The 15,159-nt window shown below is 61.9% G+C and carries 16 protein-coding genes; 5 read left to right on the top strand and 11 right to left on the bottom strand.

The window, feature by feature from the left end; genetic code table 11:
• Positions 1–76: 76 nt before the first annotated feature.
• Together C6W91_RS08240 and C6W91_RS08245 are read left to right on the top strand one after the other, a co-directional pair.
• Positions 77–1,222: a flagellar motor switch protein FliG gene (locus tag C6W91_RS08240; RefSeq protein WP_274833494.1), complete on the top strand. Its 1,146-nt coding sequence runs from the start codon at positions 77–79 to the stop codon at positions 1,220–1,222.
• A gap of 127 nt (positions 1,223–1,349) precedes the next feature.
• Positions 1,350–2,273, top strand: a complete 924-nt coding sequence (locus tag C6W91_RS08245; protein WP_370570728.1) for a lysophospholipid acyltransferase family protein — start codon at positions 1,350–1,352, stop codon at positions 2,271–2,273.
• 43 nt (positions 2,274–2,316) lie between these two features.
• Here C6W91_RS08245 and C6W91_RS08250 read toward each other — a convergent pair whose 3' ends face one another.
• On the bottom strand, positions 2,317–3,024 hold the full coding sequence (locus C6W91_RS08250) for a DUF1223 domain-containing protein (RefSeq protein WP_370570729.1): 708 nt from the start codon (positions 3,022–3,024) through the stop codon (positions 2,317–2,319).
• A gap of 245 nt (positions 3,025–3,269) precedes the next feature.
• Here C6W91_RS08250 and acnA point away from each other — a divergent pair, with 245 nt between their 5' ends.
• Together acnA and C6W91_RS08260 are read left to right on the top strand one after the other, a co-directional pair.
• Entirely contained in the window at positions 3,270–5,957 is a 2,688-nt protein-coding gene (gene acnA, locus C6W91_RS08255) for an aconitate hydratase AcnA (RefSeq protein ID WP_274834394.1), read from the top strand.
• A 103-nt stretch (positions 5,958–6,060) separates the two neighbouring features.
• Complete coding sequence (locus C6W91_RS08260) at positions 6,061–6,423, top strand: DOPA 4,5-dioxygenase family protein (protein WP_274833487.1); 363 nt, start codon at positions 6,061–6,063, stop codon at positions 6,421–6,423.
• Positions 6,424–6,624: 201 nt separating this feature from the next.
• Here the strand turns inward: C6W91_RS08260 and C6W91_RS08265 are convergent, their stop codons facing one another.
• The 9 genes from C6W91_RS08265 to yajC form a co-directional block, all read right to left on the bottom strand.
• Positions 6,625–7,164 (bottom strand): DsbE family thiol:disulfide interchange protein, encoded by a 540-nt coding sequence (locus tag C6W91_RS08265; protein WP_370570730.1) that lies wholly within the window; start codon positions 7,162–7,164, stop codon positions 6,625–6,627.
• Positions 7,157–7,318: a heme exporter protein CcmD gene (ccmD, locus tag C6W91_RS08270; protein ID WP_370570731.1), complete on the bottom strand. Its 162-nt coding sequence runs from the start codon at positions 7,316–7,318 to the stop codon at positions 7,157–7,159. The genes C6W91_RS08265 and ccmD overlap by 8 nt, the downstream gene beginning before the upstream one ends.
• Positions 7,315–8,046: a heme ABC transporter permease gene (locus C6W91_RS08275; RefSeq protein WP_065270466.1), complete on the bottom strand. Its 732-nt coding sequence runs from the start codon at positions 8,044–8,046 to the stop codon at positions 7,315–7,317. Before C6W91_RS08275 ends, ccmD begins: the two co-directional genes overlap by 4 nt.
• An 82-nt stretch (positions 8,047–8,128) precedes the next feature.
• Entirely contained in the window at positions 8,129–8,785 is a 657-nt protein-coding gene (ccmB, locus tag C6W91_RS08280; RefSeq protein ID WP_274834399.1) for a heme exporter protein CcmB, read from the bottom strand.
• Entirely contained in the window at positions 8,782–9,399 is a 618-nt protein-coding gene (ccmA, locus tag C6W91_RS08285) for a heme ABC exporter ATP-binding protein CcmA (RefSeq protein WP_370570732.1), read from the bottom strand. Before ccmA ends, ccmB begins: the two co-directional genes overlap by 4 nt.
• 58 nt (positions 9,400–9,457) lie before the next feature.
• The gene (locus C6W91_RS08290; RefSeq protein WP_370570733.1) at positions 9,458–9,811 is read right to left on the bottom strand and encodes an Mth938-like domain-containing protein; all 354 of its coding nucleotides are present in this window, start codon (positions 9,809–9,811) and stop codon (positions 9,458–9,460) included.
• Between the two features lie 115 nt (positions 9,812–9,926).
• On the bottom strand, positions 9,927–10,895 hold the full coding sequence (gene secF, locus C6W91_RS08295) for a protein translocase subunit SecF (RefSeq protein WP_065270470.1): 969 nt from the start codon (positions 10,893–10,895) through the stop codon (positions 9,927–9,929).
• Between the two features lies 1 nt (position 10,896).
• The gene (gene secD / locus C6W91_RS08300) at positions 10,897–12,558 is read right to left on the bottom strand and encodes a protein translocase subunit SecD (RefSeq protein WP_370570734.1); all 1,662 of its coding nucleotides are present in this window, start codon (positions 12,556–12,558) and stop codon (positions 10,897–10,899) included.
• Between the two features lie 34 nt (positions 12,559–12,592).
• Positions 12,593–12,907 carry a preprotein translocase subunit YajC gene (yajC, locus tag C6W91_RS08305; RefSeq protein WP_116560284.1) on the bottom strand — a complete coding sequence of 105 codons (315 nt, stop codon included), beginning with the start codon at positions 12,905–12,907 and terminating at the stop codon, positions 12,593–12,595.
• Positions 12,908–13,102: 195 nt separating this feature from the next.
• Between yajC and serS the strand changes: the two genes are divergently transcribed.
• Complete coding sequence (gene serS / locus C6W91_RS08310; RefSeq protein WP_370570735.1) at positions 13,103–14,395, top strand: serine--tRNA ligase; 1,293 nt, start codon at positions 13,103–13,105, stop codon at positions 14,393–14,395.
• Positions 14,396–14,490: 95 nt separating this feature from the next.
• Here serS and C6W91_RS08315 read toward each other — a convergent pair whose 3' ends face one another.
• Positions 14,491–15,153, bottom strand: a complete 663-nt coding sequence (locus tag C6W91_RS08315) for a helix-hairpin-helix domain-containing protein (protein ID WP_370570736.1) — start codon at positions 15,151–15,153, stop codon at positions 14,491–14,493.
• Positions 15,154–15,159 lie beyond the last annotated feature (6 nt).

Here is a 15,159-nt window from a genome sequence, read left to right on the forward strand (position 1 = left end):
CTTTAGTCTTTCTTTACCGCTAATGGCCTATCTTGATCCCAACAGAAAGAGAATCTTTTTGGCAAGGGTCCTATAGATGCAAGACGACCAGATGTTGGCGCTCCCCATGGCGACAGGCGGTGATGGATTGGGAGATTTTTCGGCTCCGGCTCCGCTTGGTGGAATGGGGGGAGGAATGGATAGTCCCATGGGTGGATCGCTCGGCGGCTCCGCTTCCCATCTGAGCGGCAAGGCAAAGGCGGCGATCGTCGTGCGCCTGCTGCTGAACGAAGGCGCTGACATCCCGATTGAAGAACTGCCCGATGAGCTGCAAATGGAACTGACCCAGCAGATGGGGAAGATGCGCATCGTCGACCGCGAAACGCTCTATGCCGTTGCCAGCGAGTTTGCCGAAATGCTCGACAACGTTGGCCTGACCTTCCCCAACGGGCTGGCTGGCGCGCTGACCGCCATGGATGGCAAGATCAGCCGCCATACCGCCAGCCGCCTGCGCAAAGAGGCCGGCGTGCGCCAATTCGGCAATCCCTGGGACCGTCTGAAACAGCTTGCACCCGAAGATCTCGCCTCGCTCGCCGAAGCAGAAAGCACCGAAGTTGCGGCTGTGCTGCTGTCGAAACTCGACACCGCCAAGGCCGCACAGATGCTGGCTGCCCTGCCCGGTCCCGTGGCCCGGAAAATCGCCTATGCCGTCAGCCATACCAAAAACGTGACCCCGGACACCGTCGACCGGATCGGCCTGTCCCTGGCCGCGCAGGTGGAGGCCCGCCCGGATCTGGCCTTTGACACCACCCCGGGCCAGCGCGTCGGCGCCATCCTGACCGAAGCCGCCGCAGCCAAACGGGACGAGGTTCTGACCGCACTGGAAGAAGAAGACGAGGAATTCGCCGGCGACGTGCGAAAGGCGATCTTCACCTACGGCCTGATCGCTGAGCGCATGCACCCGCTGGATGTACCCAAGCTTATGCGCGTGCTGTCCCAGCCCGATGTGGTCACCGCCATCGCCTTTGCTAGCGCGGAAGAGGACGTTGCCTCTAGCGAATTCCTGCTGGAAAACATGTCGAACCGCATGGCCAACAACATCCGCGAAGAAGTCACCGAACGCGGCAAGGTCAAACGCGCCGATGGCGAGATCGCCTTCAGCCTGATCGTCAACGCCATGCGCGATCTGGTGAACAACGGGGAAATCGAACTGAGGTCCGAGGACGGCGAAGAGGACGAGTAAGTCCTGATCTCTCCCGCTGTCTTTACCGATACGCTTCGGATACCCGGCTGACGGCTTGTACACAATGGCGGCCGGGATTAAGTAGACATGCTCTATGTGATCCCAGCCCAGCAGGCCCATACCCACAATGCCCGTCGCCGCCTCCGAGCTTTCTCCGGCCCAAAAAGCAAAGTATTTTGCCAGCAATCTTTTTTTGCGTGGCGTGATCGGCGCCATGGGGCTGATCCCCTATCGCGCGCGGCTGGCGGCCATGGGTCGTCTGGTGCGCGCCGCCGCGCCGCTGGCGGGCTTTGACCGGCGGATCCGCGACAATCTGGCCCTTGTCTGCCCCGACCTGCCGCCCGAGGAGGTGGACCGGCTCTGCCGCGAAGTCCCCGACAACGCCGGGCGCACCTTTGCCGAGCTCTATGCAGGCGCACCCTTCCTTGCCCGCGCCAAGGCTGCGCCAATCACCGGTGAGGGTCTGACCGCGCTCGAGAAAGCACGCGCTGACGGGCGCCCTGTGATTCTGGTCACCGGCCATTTCGGAAATTATGACGCTGCCCGGGCCGGGTTGATCGCACACGGTTTCCCGATGGGGTCGCTCTACCGGCGCATGGCCAACCCCTATTTCAATGATCACTACGTCCGTGCCATCGAAGGCAACGGCAAACCGATGTTCGAGCAGGGCAAACGCGGCATGGTCGAAATGGTCCGCCATCTGAAAAAGGGTGGCAATATCGCCATCGTCGCCGACCTGCACGTGCATGGCGGCGAGGAGATCCCATTCTTCGGCAAGCCTGCCGTCACCTCTACCGTTCCTGCGGAACTGGCGCTGAAATACGGCGCGGCACTGATCCCGGTCTACGGCATCCGGCAACCCAATGGCGTTGATTTCGAAATCCACCTCAACCCGGAAATTCCGGCGTCAGATCCCATCACCATGACCCGCGCGATCTGCGACGATCTGGAAAGCGTCATCCGCAAGCATATGGGGCAATGGTTCTGGATCCACCGGCGCTGGAAAGCATACACGCCGCCGAAAAAGCCCAATACCGATCCTGTGGGATAATGCCGACCACGGCAGGTACAGACGCCCCAGGAATTGGCGCTGATTACTTCAGCTGCGCGGCGGCGATGATGGGACCGCTGCCAGCCTCTTGCACCAGCACGGCCAGCGACTGATCCCCGGGCAGCGGCACGGTCAGGTTCAGGTCTTCCTGCCCGTCCCATTCTGCGATCTGCTGCCAGTCCTCGACGATATTGGCATAGGCCATGGTCCGCCCTGCCAGTTCTCCTCGGCTGATCGACACCCGGCGCAGCGGCGTGAACCGCACCACATCAACCCGCAGCGCCCCTTTGGGCAGCGCGCCGCGAGCCTGCACCGAGATTTCGACACCGGCCGCCGTTGCCGTCAGATCCAGCGCTACCGGCTGCGCGCCGGTCTGGTGCCGTTTGATCGCATCACCTACTTTCAGCGGGTCGGCGGCATGAACATCCTCCTGCCCCATGACGATCATCTGGGGGGTATGCACCATGTTTCGCCCCATCGACCGGGCATAATCCTTTTGCCGCTCAGTATAGGTCGGATCGGCAAAGACGTCCTTCCAGCCGATGTAATCCCAGTAGTCGACATGGAACGCCAGCGCCAGAACGTCCTCACGTTCTACCAGTTTGTGCATCAACGCATCGGCCGGCGGGCAGGACGCACAGCCCTGCGAGGTAAAGAGCTCTACCACCACCGGCTGATCCACCTCTTCCGCACGGATCGCGGCAGGCATCGCAAGGCACAACACACTGGCAAGAGCGGCAAAACGCATCATTGTTCGGAGTACCCCTTTGGTCGTGATCCGCAGGCCAACTCTCGCTGGCCCCCCGGTGTACCCCAACCCAATTCTGAACACCAATCAATCATTCTTGAGACTTGGTTTACCCTTTGCATGCGCTCTTGTGTACTATTGCATACAAAAAATGCACCAGAAGGCGTTTCCCCTATTGAAAGAAGGCCGAACCTGTTGCAGATAGCCTGCAGCGAATTCCCCATTATCACATCCAGAGGGAGGCCAACATGCCTATCACCGTCGGACAGGACAATGCCAAGACGCGCCGCACGCTCAGCGCCGGTGGCAAGTCGATTTCCTATTACTCGATCCCCGCCGCCACCGAAGCCGGCCTCGGCGATTTCTCGAAACTGCCGGCGGCGCTGAAGGTCGTTCTGGAAAACATGCTGCGCTTTGAAGACGGCGGTTTCTCGGTCTCGCTCGAAGACATCAAGGCCTTTGCCGAATGGGGTGCCAACGGCGGCCAGAACCCGCGTGAAATCGCCTATCGCCCGGCCCGCGTGCTGATGCAGGATTTCACCGGCGTTCCCGCCGTTGTGGACCTTGCCGCCATGCGCGACGGCATCAAGGCGCTGGGTGGCGACGCCCAGAAGATCAACCCGCTGAACCCGGTTGATCTGGTCATCGACCACTCGGTCATGATCGACGAATTCGGCAACCCGCGCGCGTTCCAGATGAACGTGGACCGCGAGTATGAGCGCAACATGGAGCGCTACCAGTTCCTGAAATGGGGTCAGGGCGCCTTCAACAACTTCCGCGTTGTGCCTCCGGGAACCGGCATCTGCCACCAGGTGAACCTGGAATACCTGGCCCAGACCATCTGGACCGACACCGATCAGGACGGCAATGAAGTCGCCTACCCCGACACACTGGTCGGCACCGACAGCCACACAACCATGGTCAACGGCGCGGCCGTTCTGGGCTGGGGTGTTGGCGGCATCGAAGCCGAAGCCGCGATGCTGGGTCAGCCGATCTCGATGCTGATCCCCGAAGTCATCGGGTTTGAACTGACCGGCGACATGGTCGAAGGCACCACCGGCACCGACCTGGTTCTGAAAGTCGTGGAAATGCTGCGCCAAAAAGGCGTTGTGGGCAAATTCGTCGAATTCTACGGCGAAGGTCTGGACCGTCTGCCGCTGGCGGACCGTGCCACCATCGCCAACATGGCACCGGAATATGGCGCGACCTGCGGCTTCTTCCCGATCGACGCGGAAACCATCCGTTACCTACGCAACACCGGCCGCGACGAAGACCGTATCGCGCTGGTCGAAGCCTACGCCAAGGAAAACGGTTTCTGGCGCGATGCGGATTACGCACCGGTCTACACCGACACGCTGTCCCTCGACATGAGCAGCATCGTTCCGGCAATCTCCGGTCCCAAGCGTCCGCAGGACTACGTGCCGCTGACCAACGCCCAAGCCGCCTTCCGTCAGGAGATGGAAAACACCTTCAAACGCCCGATGGGCAAGGAAGTGGCCGTCAAAGGCGAAGATTACACCATGGAATCCGGCAAGGTCGTGATCGCCTCGATCACCTCCTGCACCAACACCTCCAACCCCTACGTGATGATCGGCGCGGGTCTGGTTGCGAAAAAGGCGCATGAGCTGGGCCTGAACCGCAAGCCCTGGGTGAAAACCTCGCTGGCGCCGGGTTCGCAGGTGGTGTCCGAGTACCTTGAGGCCGCAGGCCTGCAGGAGCATCTGGACGCTGTCGGCTTCAACCTCGTTGGCTATGGCTGCACCACTTGTATCGGTAACTCCGGTCCGATCCAGCAGGAACTCTCCGACGCCATCGCCGAAGGCGATCTGGTGGCAACCTCGGTCCTGTCGGGCAACCGCAACTTCGAAGGCCGCATCAGCCCCGATGTGCGCGCCAACTACCTGGCCTCGCCGCCGCTGGTTGTCGCCTATGCGCTGGCAGGCACCATGGACATCGATCTGGCCAACGACCCGATCGCCCAAACTGCCGATGGCAAGGATGTCTACCTGAAAGACATCTGGCCCTCGACACAGGAAGTCGCGGACCTCGTGCAGGAAACCGTAACCCGCGAGGCCTTCCTGTCGAAATACGCCGATGTGTTCAAAGGCGACGAAAAATGGCAGGCGGTCGAAACCACCGATGCGGAAACCTACGACTGGCCCGCAGCGTCGACCTACATCCAGAACCCGCCCTACTTCCAGGGCATGGGGACCGAGCCCGGCACCATCTCCAACATCGAGGGCGCCAAGCCGCTCTTGATCCTGGGCGACATGGTCACCACCGACCACATCTCCCCGGCGGGTTCTTTTGCGACCACCACCCCGGCAGGTCAGTACCTGATCGAACGTCAGGTGGCCCCGCGTGAGTTCAACTCCTACGGTTCGCGTCGCGGCAACCACGAGATCATGATGCGCGGCACCTTTGCCAACATCCGCATCAAGAACGAGATGCTGGACGGCGTTGAAGGTGGTTACACCAAAGGCCCCGATGGCGAGCAGACCTCGATCTATGAAGCCTCGATGGCCTATCAGGAAGCGGGCACCCCGCTGGTCGTCTTTGGCGGTGAACAGTACGGCGCGGGCTCCTCGCGTGACTGGGCTGCAAAAGGCACCGCGCTGCTGGGCGTCAAGGCCGTGATCGCCGAAAGCTTTGAGCGTATCCACCGTTCCAATCTGGTTGGCATGGGCGTTATCCCGTTCGAGTTCACCGCTGGCGACACCCGCAAGTCGCTGAACCTGACTGGTGACGAAACCGTATCGATCCGAGGCCTCGACACCATCGAGCCGCAGCAGGAAGTACCCTGCGACATCACCTACGCAGATGGCACCACCAAGACCATCACGCTGAAGTGCCGCATCGATACCGCGCCCGAGATCGAGTACATCGAACACGGCGGCGTGCTGCACTACGTGCTGCGCAACCTCGCGAAGTCGTAAGGCCCGCGCCACATGGAATTGCAAAAGGCGGCCCCCCGGGGTCGCCTTTTCTGTTAGAGGCCTTACCGAGAATAGCAAAAGAATAAGGGAGGAGGATCAGAGCATGACTGACACGACGAAGATAGGTCTGAAGGAGACTGGCTGCATCACCGGCTATCACGCCCATGTCTATTTCGATGCCGACACGGTGGAACAGGCGCTGGTCCTGTGCCAGCGCGCGGCCGAGATCTTTGGCGTCAAGATGGGCCGCGTCCATGACAAGCTGGTCGGCCCGCACCCGATGTGGTCCTGTCAGCTAGCCGCCGATCCGGAACAGTTTGCGCAGCTGCTGCCCTGGCTGGCGCTGAACCGGGACGGGCTGATTGTCTTTGCCCACCCCGAAACCGGCGATGAGCTGGCCGATCACCGTGATCATGGCATCTGGCTGGGCACCGGGCTGGAGCTGGATCTGTCCCTGTTTGCCTAAAATCAGAGCGCGATGGCGCGGGACAAGGCCGCCAGGCCGCCGCGTATCGCCGACGCGCCCTCATGCGGCGGCGATTTGGCTACGGAACAGCTCCTCGGGTACCTTCTACGGATGTGGCAAAGATAAACTGCCGAGCAGAAACACGGGGTTCGCCGCCCCGCGCATCGGCGATACCCGGCTTTTGGGGACAGATCCGAAAATCTACTGACCAGCCGCCTTTTCCATCGCGGGGCGCAGCGTCTTTTCAACGACTGAGCTAGTCAGCGGCCCGGCAAAGCGCAGCACGATCTTGCCCTCTCCATCGATCACATAGGTCTCGGGTACGCCATAAAGGCCCCAGTCGATCGCCATGCGCCCCTTTTCGTCCCGGCCAATCGCCGTGTAGGGATCGCCCAGCTCGTTGAGGAAGGCCTCGGCGTTGTCCTGCTGGTCCTTATAGTTAACGCCGTAGATCGGCACGCCTTCGGCCGAGAGCGCCTCCAGCGTCGGGTGTTCGGCGCGGCAGGGCGCGCACCAGCTGGCCCAGTAGTTCACCAGCTTGACCGTACCATCGCGCAGAGTCGCATCGTCGAACGACGGCTTGCCAGTAAAGTCATCCAGCACCACCGGCGGTGCGGTCTGCCCTTCGCGGGCAGATGGCAGGCTTTCGGGGTCCTCACGAAACATGCCCACGAGCGCCAGACCGACAAAACCGGCGAACACTACCACGGGCACCGCCATCAAAGGAGAGATCTTAGCCATTGCGCTTCACCCGGTTCTGCTCCAGCCGCTCCATCTCGGCGCGCACGCGGCGGCCACGCCACAGGGTGACGGCCACCAGAAGAACCAGCAGCAGAAGCGACGCCGCGTAGGACGACAAAACGGTCTCCGAATATTTCCCCAGATCAGGCATCATGTGTCCAGTTTTTCCCGTGCCATCAGCGCCCGGATACGGCGGGCGCGAATTTCAGTTCCGGTGCGGTAGAACACCATTGCGAGAAAGAAAACCCCGAAGCCCAGCATGCAGACATAAAGCGGGTTGGAGAAAGCGTCCGCGACGTTTTCTTTCTTATCAAGGCTGAGCGAGGCGCCCTGATGCAGACCCTGGTTCCAGAAGTTCACCGCATAGCGGCTGAGCACCGCAAAGACCGAGCCGACAAGGCAAAGGATCGAGGTGAGATCCGCTGCCGTGTCCGGATCCTCAATCGCCTCCCACAAGGCGATATAGCCAAGGTAGAACAGGAACAGGACAAGGAAGGAGGTCAGGCGTGGATCCCAGGCCCACCAAGTGCCCCACATCGGCTGCCCCCAGATCGCCCCGGTCACCAGCGCGATCAGCGTCATCACGATGCCTACCGGCGCGGCGGCACGGGCCGCAAGGGCGCTGACGTGGTGGCGGCGCACCAGCCAGATCAGCGAGGCGACAAGCATCATGAACCAGGCGTTGATCGCCATCAGCGCCGAGGGCACGTGCAGGAAGATAATCTTGACAGTGGAGCCCTGACGATAATCGTCCGGTGTGAAGAAGAAACCCCAGATCAGCCCCACGGCCATCAGCAGGCCCGAGATCATCCACAGCGCGGGCATCACCCGCTCGGTGGTGGTCAGGAATTTCTTCGGATTGGCGTATTCCCAAATCGACATGGTGGCTATCTTGTTCCCCGCTCCCAAAGTTTCAAGTCTCTGTTCCCTGCTCTTTCGTCGCAGCTCTTTCGCAGCATCCCGGTCAGCGCAGATTGATACGCAAGACCGCGGCGCTGGCAAAGGGCAGAAGCGCGATCACAGCTGCGGAAATCCCCGCCAGCATCAACAGCGGCGTCTGCACGGCCATGCCTTCGGCACCGCGGCGGGCCACTTCGGCGCCAAAGATCAGCGTCGGCACATATAGTGGCATCACCAAAAGCGACAACAGAAGCCCACCGCGTTTCAGCCCCACAGTCAGCGCCGCGCCAAAGGTGCCAATCACCGACAGGGCTGGCGTTCCCAGAAACAGCGAAATTACCAGCCAGAAAAACCCCGGCACAGGCAGGTTCAGCAGCACGCCCAGCACCGGCGCCGCCAGCACCAGCGGCAGGCCCGTGGTGATCCAATGCGCCAGCGCCTTGATGGTAACAACAGCCTCCAGCGGCAGCGGTGCGGTGGCCAGAAGATCCAGCGAGCCATCCTCCCAATCAAGCGCCAGCAGCCGGTCCAGCGACAACAGGCACGAGAGCAGCGCCCCCAGCCACAGCACTCCCGGCGCGATCCGGGTCAACAGCTCGGAATTCGGCCCCACCGAAAAGGGCACCATGACCGTCACGATCAAGAAAAACGCCAGCCCAAGGCCAAAGCCGCCCCCGGCCCGCACTGCCAACCGCAGATCCCGCATCAGAAGAGCGATCATAAAAAGCCCTCGTCAAAATCATCAAGCGCAAGCAGGCGCGCCTTGAAGGGGCCGACATCCAGCACCTCGGCCTCGGCTAGGCCTAGGTCGATATGGGTGGCGATCAATGCCGAACCGCCCTGCCCCAGATGCGCCCGCACCGCATCCGCGAACATGGTGACCGAGCGGGTATCGAGGCTGACGGTCGGCTCGTCCATCACCCAGATCGGGCGCCCTGTCACCAGCATCCGCGACAGGCCCAAACGGCGTTTCTGTCCGGCAGACAGCGCCCCGGCGGGCCGGTCCTTTAAGGCAGTGAGGTCAAAGGCTTCAAGCGCGGGCGTGATGGAGGCAGAGCCAAAGACCCGCGCCCAGAATGTCAGGTTCTCCGTGACCGTCAGCGCCGGTTTCAACCCGTCTGAATGGGCCGCATAGGCGATCTGATCCTCGGCGCCGTCGATCTGCCCTGAGAGCGGCGGTTGCAGCCCGGCGATGGTGCGCAACAGCGTTGTCTTGCCGATCCCATTCGGCCCGCGCAGGATCAGGGCACGGCCGGGCATAAGCTGAAAACTCAGCCCTTCCAGAACCGGCAACCCGCCACGGGCAATGCTGAGATCGGTTACATTCAATGTCATGAATAACTGACTATCCCATTGCGGCCCGGCGCAAAAGCCGTATTCCGCCCGGTCCGGTTCACACCGGCAATACGGCCAGGGCGATGCGGCGCCCTTCGGACAGCAGAACGTTATAGGTGCGGCAGGCGGCGGGGGAATTCATCGTCTCCACCCCGATCCCGGCGCCTTCCAGCGCGCGGCGCAGATCTGCCGGGATATGCGCCACTTCGGCGCCGGTGCCGATGAACAGAACGTCAACCTCGTCCGCCAGCGCCAGAAGCGCCTCCTGATCCTCATAGCCCCCCCAGGCCACCGTGCCGCGGGTGCCGGTCAGAACGGCGCCGTGATGCACCTCTCCGCCGATGCGAAAGAACCCCTCGCCATAGCCATCCACCGGCACGGCATCGGAATAGGTCACTTCATTCAGGCGCATGAGGCATCTCCCGGGAAACTGATTTGCCACTCTCCTACCACGGGGCAGGATGGGGCAAAAGCAAAAGGCCGCAAGCGATGCCTGCGGCCTTTGGTAGTCATTTGCTGCGCCCGGATCAGGCGTCGATATTGGCGAACTGATTGCCGGTCGGTGTCGAGGGTTTCGACCAGTCGCGTTTGACCCCCAGCCAGAGCAGGATGGTCGAGGCCACGAAGACCGACGAATAGGTGCCGACAATGACGCCCCAGATCATCGCAAAGACAAAGCCGCGGATCACATCGCCGCCCAGCACATAAAGCGAGATCAGAGCGATCAGCGTGGTGACCGAGGTCATCATGGTGCGGCTCAGCGTTTCGTTGATCGACAGGTTTAGCACCTCGGCCAGCGACTTCTTCTTGTAGCGGCGCAGATTCTCCCGAACCCGGTCGAAGACAACCACGGTATCGTTCAGCGAATAGCCGACGATGGTCAGCAGCGCCGCGATGATCGCCAGGTCGAACTTGATCTGCAATTCCGAGAAGATGCCGATGGTCAGCACCACGTCGTGCACCAGCGCCGCAACGGCCCCCAGCGCGAACTGCCATTCGAACCGCAGCCAGATGTAGACCAGCACCGCACCAATCGCCAGAACCACGGCGATGACGGCTGTCTGCACCAGCTCTCCGGACACCTTGGGACCCACGGATTCGACCGAAACGAACTTGATACCTGGCGCCACCGCATCCAACGCGGTGTTCAGCGCCTCGATCACATCGCCCGAAATCGCCTCGCCATCCGCCTGGGACTGGATGCGGATCATCGCAACGTGCTGGTCTTCGTCAAAGGTGGGGTCGAACACTTCGGTGATCGAAATATCGCCCAGCTCCAGCGGCGACATAGCATCGCGGTAGACACCAACATCGATGGCTTCGGTGCTTTCGGTGCGGATCGTGGTACCACCGCGGAAGTCGATGCCAAAGTTCAATCCCTGAAGCATGAAGGAGGCAAAGCCCACCACCATCATCAGCGCCGAGACGCCCAGCCAGATCTTCCAGCGTTTGAAGAAATCGAAAGAGGTTCCTTCGGGAACAAGTTTCAGCCGCATCTTATACCTCAATCGTTTTCGGACGACGCCGTTCAAACCACATCACGATCATCACCCGGGTCACGAAGATCGCCGTGAACACAGAGGTCATGATGCCAAGGCCCAGCGTGATCGCAAATCCGCGTACCGGTCCGGATCCCATGGCGAACAGGATCACAGCGGTGATGAAGGTGGTGACATTGGCGTCAAGAATAGCGCTCAGCGCCTTGGAGTAGCCTTCGTCGATGGCGCGCGCCGGACCCCGGCCCGCTTTCAACTCTTCGCGGATCCGTTCGAACACCAGCACGTTGGCATCCACCGCCATACCGACGGTCAGCACAATCCCGGCAATGCCCGGCAGCGTCAGCGTACCGCCAATCAGGCTGAGTGCGCCAAAGATCAGCGCCACGTTCAGCATCAGCGCCAGATTGGCGAAGATCCCGAAGATACCATAGGACAGCGTCATGAAGACGAGCACCGCGACAAAGGCAACAATGGTCGCGATCTTGCCCGCGTCGATACTGTCCTGCCCCAGTTCCGGGCCGATGGTGCGTTCTTCGAGGAACTCCAACCCGGCCGGTAGGGCACCTGCCCGCAGCAGAATGGCAAGGTTGGTGCTTTCCTCGATGGTGAAGTTACCGGTGATGATACCGGAGCCACCGGGGATATGCGCCTGAATGACTGGCGCCGAGACAACCTCGTCATCCAAGACGATCGCAAAGGGCGAGCCGATGTTTTCCGCCGTGTAGTCGCCGAACTTGCGCGCACCCGATGTATTGAAGCGGAAGGTTACCGCCGGGCGGCCGTTCTGGTCAAAAGACGGCTGCGCATCCACCAGCTCCTCGCCGGTCACCACCGGCGCGGCTTCGACGGTATAGAACACGCCCTCTTCATCCAGCGACGGGATCACCTTGTTGCCGACACCAGCGCGGGCGTCGGCGTCATTGCCGCGTCCCACAACCGGGTTGAACGTCAGCTGCGCGGTGGTGCCGATGATCTCTTTCAGCTCAGAGGCACTGCCGATACCCGGCACCTGGATCAGGATCCGGTCGGCGCCCTGACGCTGAATGGTGGGCTCACGGGTGCCGACCTCATCGATCCGGCGGCGCACGATTTCCAGCGACTGGCGCACCGTACGGTCATCCGAGGCAAGGCGCTCGGCCTCGCTCAGCTCGATGATGATCACATCACCCTCGGCAGAAACGACAATATCCGTTGCCCCGCCGCCGGTGAGGCTGGTGACCGGACTTGCCAGCCCACGCACCACTTCCAGCGCCCGGGCCATGCCCTCGGGCTGGGAGATCTTGACGCGAATCTGCCCGTCCGGTGCCGGTTGCAGTCGGAAGGTGCCGATGGTTGCCCGCTCGGGGCGCAGCGCATCGCGCACCTCGGGCCAGAGCGCATCCATGCGCGCAGCATAGACATCGGCGACCTTGACCTCGGCCAGCAGATGCGCACCGCCGCGCAGATCAAGGCCCAGGTTGACCAGCCCCGAAGGCATCCATTCGGGCCATTGCCCCGCCTGTTCGAGCCGCTCCGGAGTCTCCCCCTTCATCTCGATCGCGGCGACGGCATCATTGGCCTGTTCGACACGGGTGTAGAACGCATTTGGCAGGGCTAGCAAAAGGCCGGCCACACAGACCAGCCAGATCAGCACCCTCTTCCAGAGATCGATTTGCAGCATTGCCCTGCCTTTTCAGATATTTAAGATCAGAAGCTTACGCTGCCGGCTCGGTCTTGGACAGCACCTGAGCGATGGTCGAGCGCACAACGCGGACCTTGACGCCCTCGGCGACTTCGACTTCGACCTCGTTCTCTTCCTTGATCTTGGCAACCTTGCCGATCAGACCACCCTGGGTCACCACCTGATCGCCGCGGCGCAGGTTCTCGACCATTTTCTGGTGTTCCTTCATCTTCTTCTGCTGCGGGCGGATCAGCAGGAAGTACATGATCGCAAAGATCAGAATGAGCGGGAGAAACTGGCCAATCGTATTTGCGTCCAAGGGGATATTCCTTCTGTCTGGAGAGCCCATGCGGGGCTGCCTTATTTTGCAGGCGAACCTATGCGCTGGTCTGGACAGTTGCAAGGCAAAGGCGGTGCGACGATGTGCAGATTCCGCCTTGCAACACCCTTATACAAACCCCGTTGTGCCCTCTTCCTCTTTGGCTGCGGCTCGGGCATAGGTTTGGCACTGATTCAACGTCGTCTCTTATACAGGAGCCACCCCATGCACGACATCCGCGCGATCCGCGAAAATCCTGCCGCTTTTGACGCCGCTCTGGCGCGGCGTGGGGATGCGGCTGTGTCCTCTGAGGTGCTGGCTCTGGACGAGGCGCGCCGGGCCAAGATCCAGGCCGCCGAAGAAGCACAGGCCGCCCAGAACAAGGCCGCCAAGGCCATCGGCGCGGCCAAGGCCAAGGGCGACGAGGAAGAGTTCGAACGCCTGCGCAGCGAAGTTGCAGGCAAGAAGGCCGAGGTTGCCGCGCTGCAGACCGAAGCCAAGGAGCTCGACGCCAAGCTGACCGACATGTTGGCCCGCCTGCCCAACAACCCGGCCGAGGATGTGCCGGATGGGGCTGACGAGGACGACAACGTCGAGGTCAACCGCTGGGGCACGCCCGCGGAATTCGATTTCACCGCCAAGGAACATTTTGAGATCACTGGCGTCGCAACAGCCATGGACTTTGAGACCGCCGCCAAGGTTTCTGGCTCGCGCTTTGTCTTCCTGAAAGGCGCAGTAGCACGCATTCACCGGGCGCTGGCACAGTTCATGATCGACACCCACGTCGATGAGAATGGCCTGACCGAGGTGAACTCCCCTGTTCTGGTGCGCGACGAGGCAATGTATGGCACCGACAAGCTGCCGAAATTCGGCGAGGACAGCTATCAGACCACCAATGGCTGGTGGCTGGTGCCGACCTCCGAGGTGCCGCTGACCTATTCCGTCGCAGAGGATGTGCTCGATGCCAGCGCGCTGCCGATCCGCATGACCTCGCATACCCTGTGCTTCCGCTCCGAAGCGGGCTCCGCAGGCCGCGACACCTCGGGCATGCTGCGCCAGCACCAATTCGAAAAGGTCGAAATGGTTTCGGTCACCCACCCGGACGAGTCCGACGCCGAGCAGAAACGCATGCTGCGCTGCGCCGAAGGGTTGCTGGAGAAGCTGGGCGTGCCCTATCGCACTGTGATTCTGTGCACCGGCGACATGGGCTTTGGCGCGCGCCGCACCTACGACATCGAAGCCTGGCTCCCCGGCCAGAATGCCTATCGCGAGATTTCCTCGGTCTCGACCACCGGCGATTTCCAGGCCCGCCGCATGAACGCGCGTTTCCGCCCCGAAGGCGGTGGCAAGCCCGAGTTCGTGCACACCCTGAACGGATCGGGGCTGGCCGTGGGCCGCTGCCTGATCGCGGTTCTGGAAAATGGCCAGCAGGCGGATGGATCGGTCATACTTCCTGAGGCGCTGGCGCCCTATCTGGGCGGCAAGCTGACCCTGACGGCAGAGGGCGCACTGGCCTGAGCCCAGCTCCCCAGACCTGAAAACAAGAAAACCGGCCCCGAGAATGCGGGCCGGTTTTTCTTTGTCGTGCTACGGGCGCGTCGCAGGCGTTGGCTTCAACCCCTTGTCTTCTTGGATTTCTTCGCCTTTGCCATTTTGTCCTTGGCTGGTTTGGCCTTTTCGGCTTTTGCCTTGCCCCGCTTTTCCTTGCCGGGTTTCTCCTTGGTGGCCTTATCGCTGGCATCCAGTTTTCCGCCGCTCTTCTTGCGGGCCAGGATGGCTTCAGCCTTGGCCTTTTCCCGCTCGATCGCCTTACGCGCCTTGGCCTTCACGCGTTTGGCCTTTTCCTTGGCCTTCACGCGCGCTTCGGCCATTTCCAGCGCCAGCGCCTCGGCCTTCTTGGCGGCCTTGCGCGCCTTGATCTTGGCCTTGGCAGCTTTTTCCTCGGCCGCGATCCGGGCCGCCTCGGCGGCGGCGAGCGCAGCGTTCAGCTGGGTTGCATCCTCAGGCGGGACCTCACGGGTCACCTTCGCCGGCCTTGCGGCAGGGCGCCCGGTGCGCACTAGCGCGGTCGGACGCGGCTGTGCAGGCGCAGCCACAGCCTGCGGTGCAACGGCGGCCTGCTTCAGGCGCGCGGCGCGCGCGGCCCCGATGCCGGGTACCTTGCTCAGATCTTTTTCGCTGATCGCTGCCAGCGCCTCGACCGACGTGATCCCCTGATCCTTCAGCGCCTTTTCCAGCGCGGGACCAACCCCTTTGAGATCCTTGAGAGCCGTCATTTCAAT

Origin of the sequence: Phaeobacter sp. SYSU ZJ3003, from assembly GCF_041300735.1 — a bacterium.
Taxonomy (GTDB): Bacteria; Pseudomonadota; Alphaproteobacteria; order Rhodobacterales; family Rhodobacteraceae; genus Phycobacter; species Phycobacter gallaeciensis_A.

Excerpts from the sequence above, each read along its gene's own strand:
- C6W91_RS08250 (WP_370570729.1), bottom strand. The coding sequence starts at position 3,024 with ATGATGCGTTTTGCCGCTCTTGCCAGTGTGTTGTGCCTTGCGATGCCT.
- ccmB (WP_274834399.1), bottom strand. The coding sequence starts at position 8,785 with ATGATCGCTCTTCTGATGCGGGATCTGCGGTTGGCAGTGCGGGCCGGG.
- ccmA (WP_370570732.1), bottom strand. The coding sequence starts at position 9,399 with ATGACATTGAATGTAACCGATCTCAGCATTGCCCGTGGCGGGTTGCCG.
- C6W91_RS08245 (WP_370570728.1), top strand. The coding sequence starts at position 1,350 with ATGCCCGTCGCCGCCTCCGAGCTTTCTCCGGCCCAAAAAGCAAAGTAT.
- C6W91_RS08240 (WP_274833494.1), top strand. The coding sequence starts at position 77 with ATGCAAGACGACCAGATGTTGGCGCTCCCCATGGCGACAGGCGGTGAT.
- secF (WP_065270470.1), bottom strand. The coding sequence starts at position 10,895 with ATGCGGCTGAAACTTGTTCCCGAAGGAACCTCTTTCGATTTCTTCAAA.
- C6W91_RS08275 (WP_065270466.1), bottom strand. The coding sequence starts at position 8,046 with ATGTCGATTTGGGAATACGCCAATCCGAAGAAATTCCTGACCACCACC.
- secD (WP_370570734.1), bottom strand. The coding sequence starts at position 12,558 with ATGCTGCAAATCGATCTCTGGAAGAGGGTGCTGATCTGGCTGGTCTGT.
- acnA (WP_274834394.1), top strand. The coding sequence starts at position 3,270 with ATGCCTATCACCGTCGGACAGGACAATGCCAAGACGCGCCGCACGCTC.
- C6W91_RS08265 (WP_370570730.1), bottom strand. The coding sequence starts at position 7,164 with ATGGCTAAGATCTCTCCTTTGATGGCGGTGCCCGTGGTAGTGTTCGCC.
- C6W91_RS08290 (WP_370570733.1), bottom strand. The coding sequence starts at position 9,811 with ATGCGCCTGAATGAAGTGACCTATTCCGATGCCGTGCCGGTGGATGGC.
- C6W91_RS08260 (WP_274833487.1), top strand. The coding sequence starts at position 6,061 with ATGACTGACACGACGAAGATAGGTCTGAAGGAGACTGGCTGCATCACC.
- yajC (WP_116560284.1), bottom strand. The coding sequence starts at position 12,907 with ATGGGCTCTCCAGACAGAAGGAATATCCCCTTGGACGCAAATACGATT.
- ccmD (WP_370570731.1), bottom strand. The coding sequence starts at position 7,318 with ATGATGCCTGATCTGGGGAAATATTCGGAGACCGTTTTGTCGTCCTAC.
- serS (WP_370570735.1), top strand. The coding sequence starts at position 13,103 with ATGCACGACATCCGCGCGATCCGCGAAAATCCTGCCGCTTTTGACGCC.
- C6W91_RS08315 (WP_370570736.1), bottom strand. The coding sequence starts at position 15,153 with ATGACGGCTCTCAAGGATCTCAAAGGGGTTGGTCCCGCGCTGGAAAAG.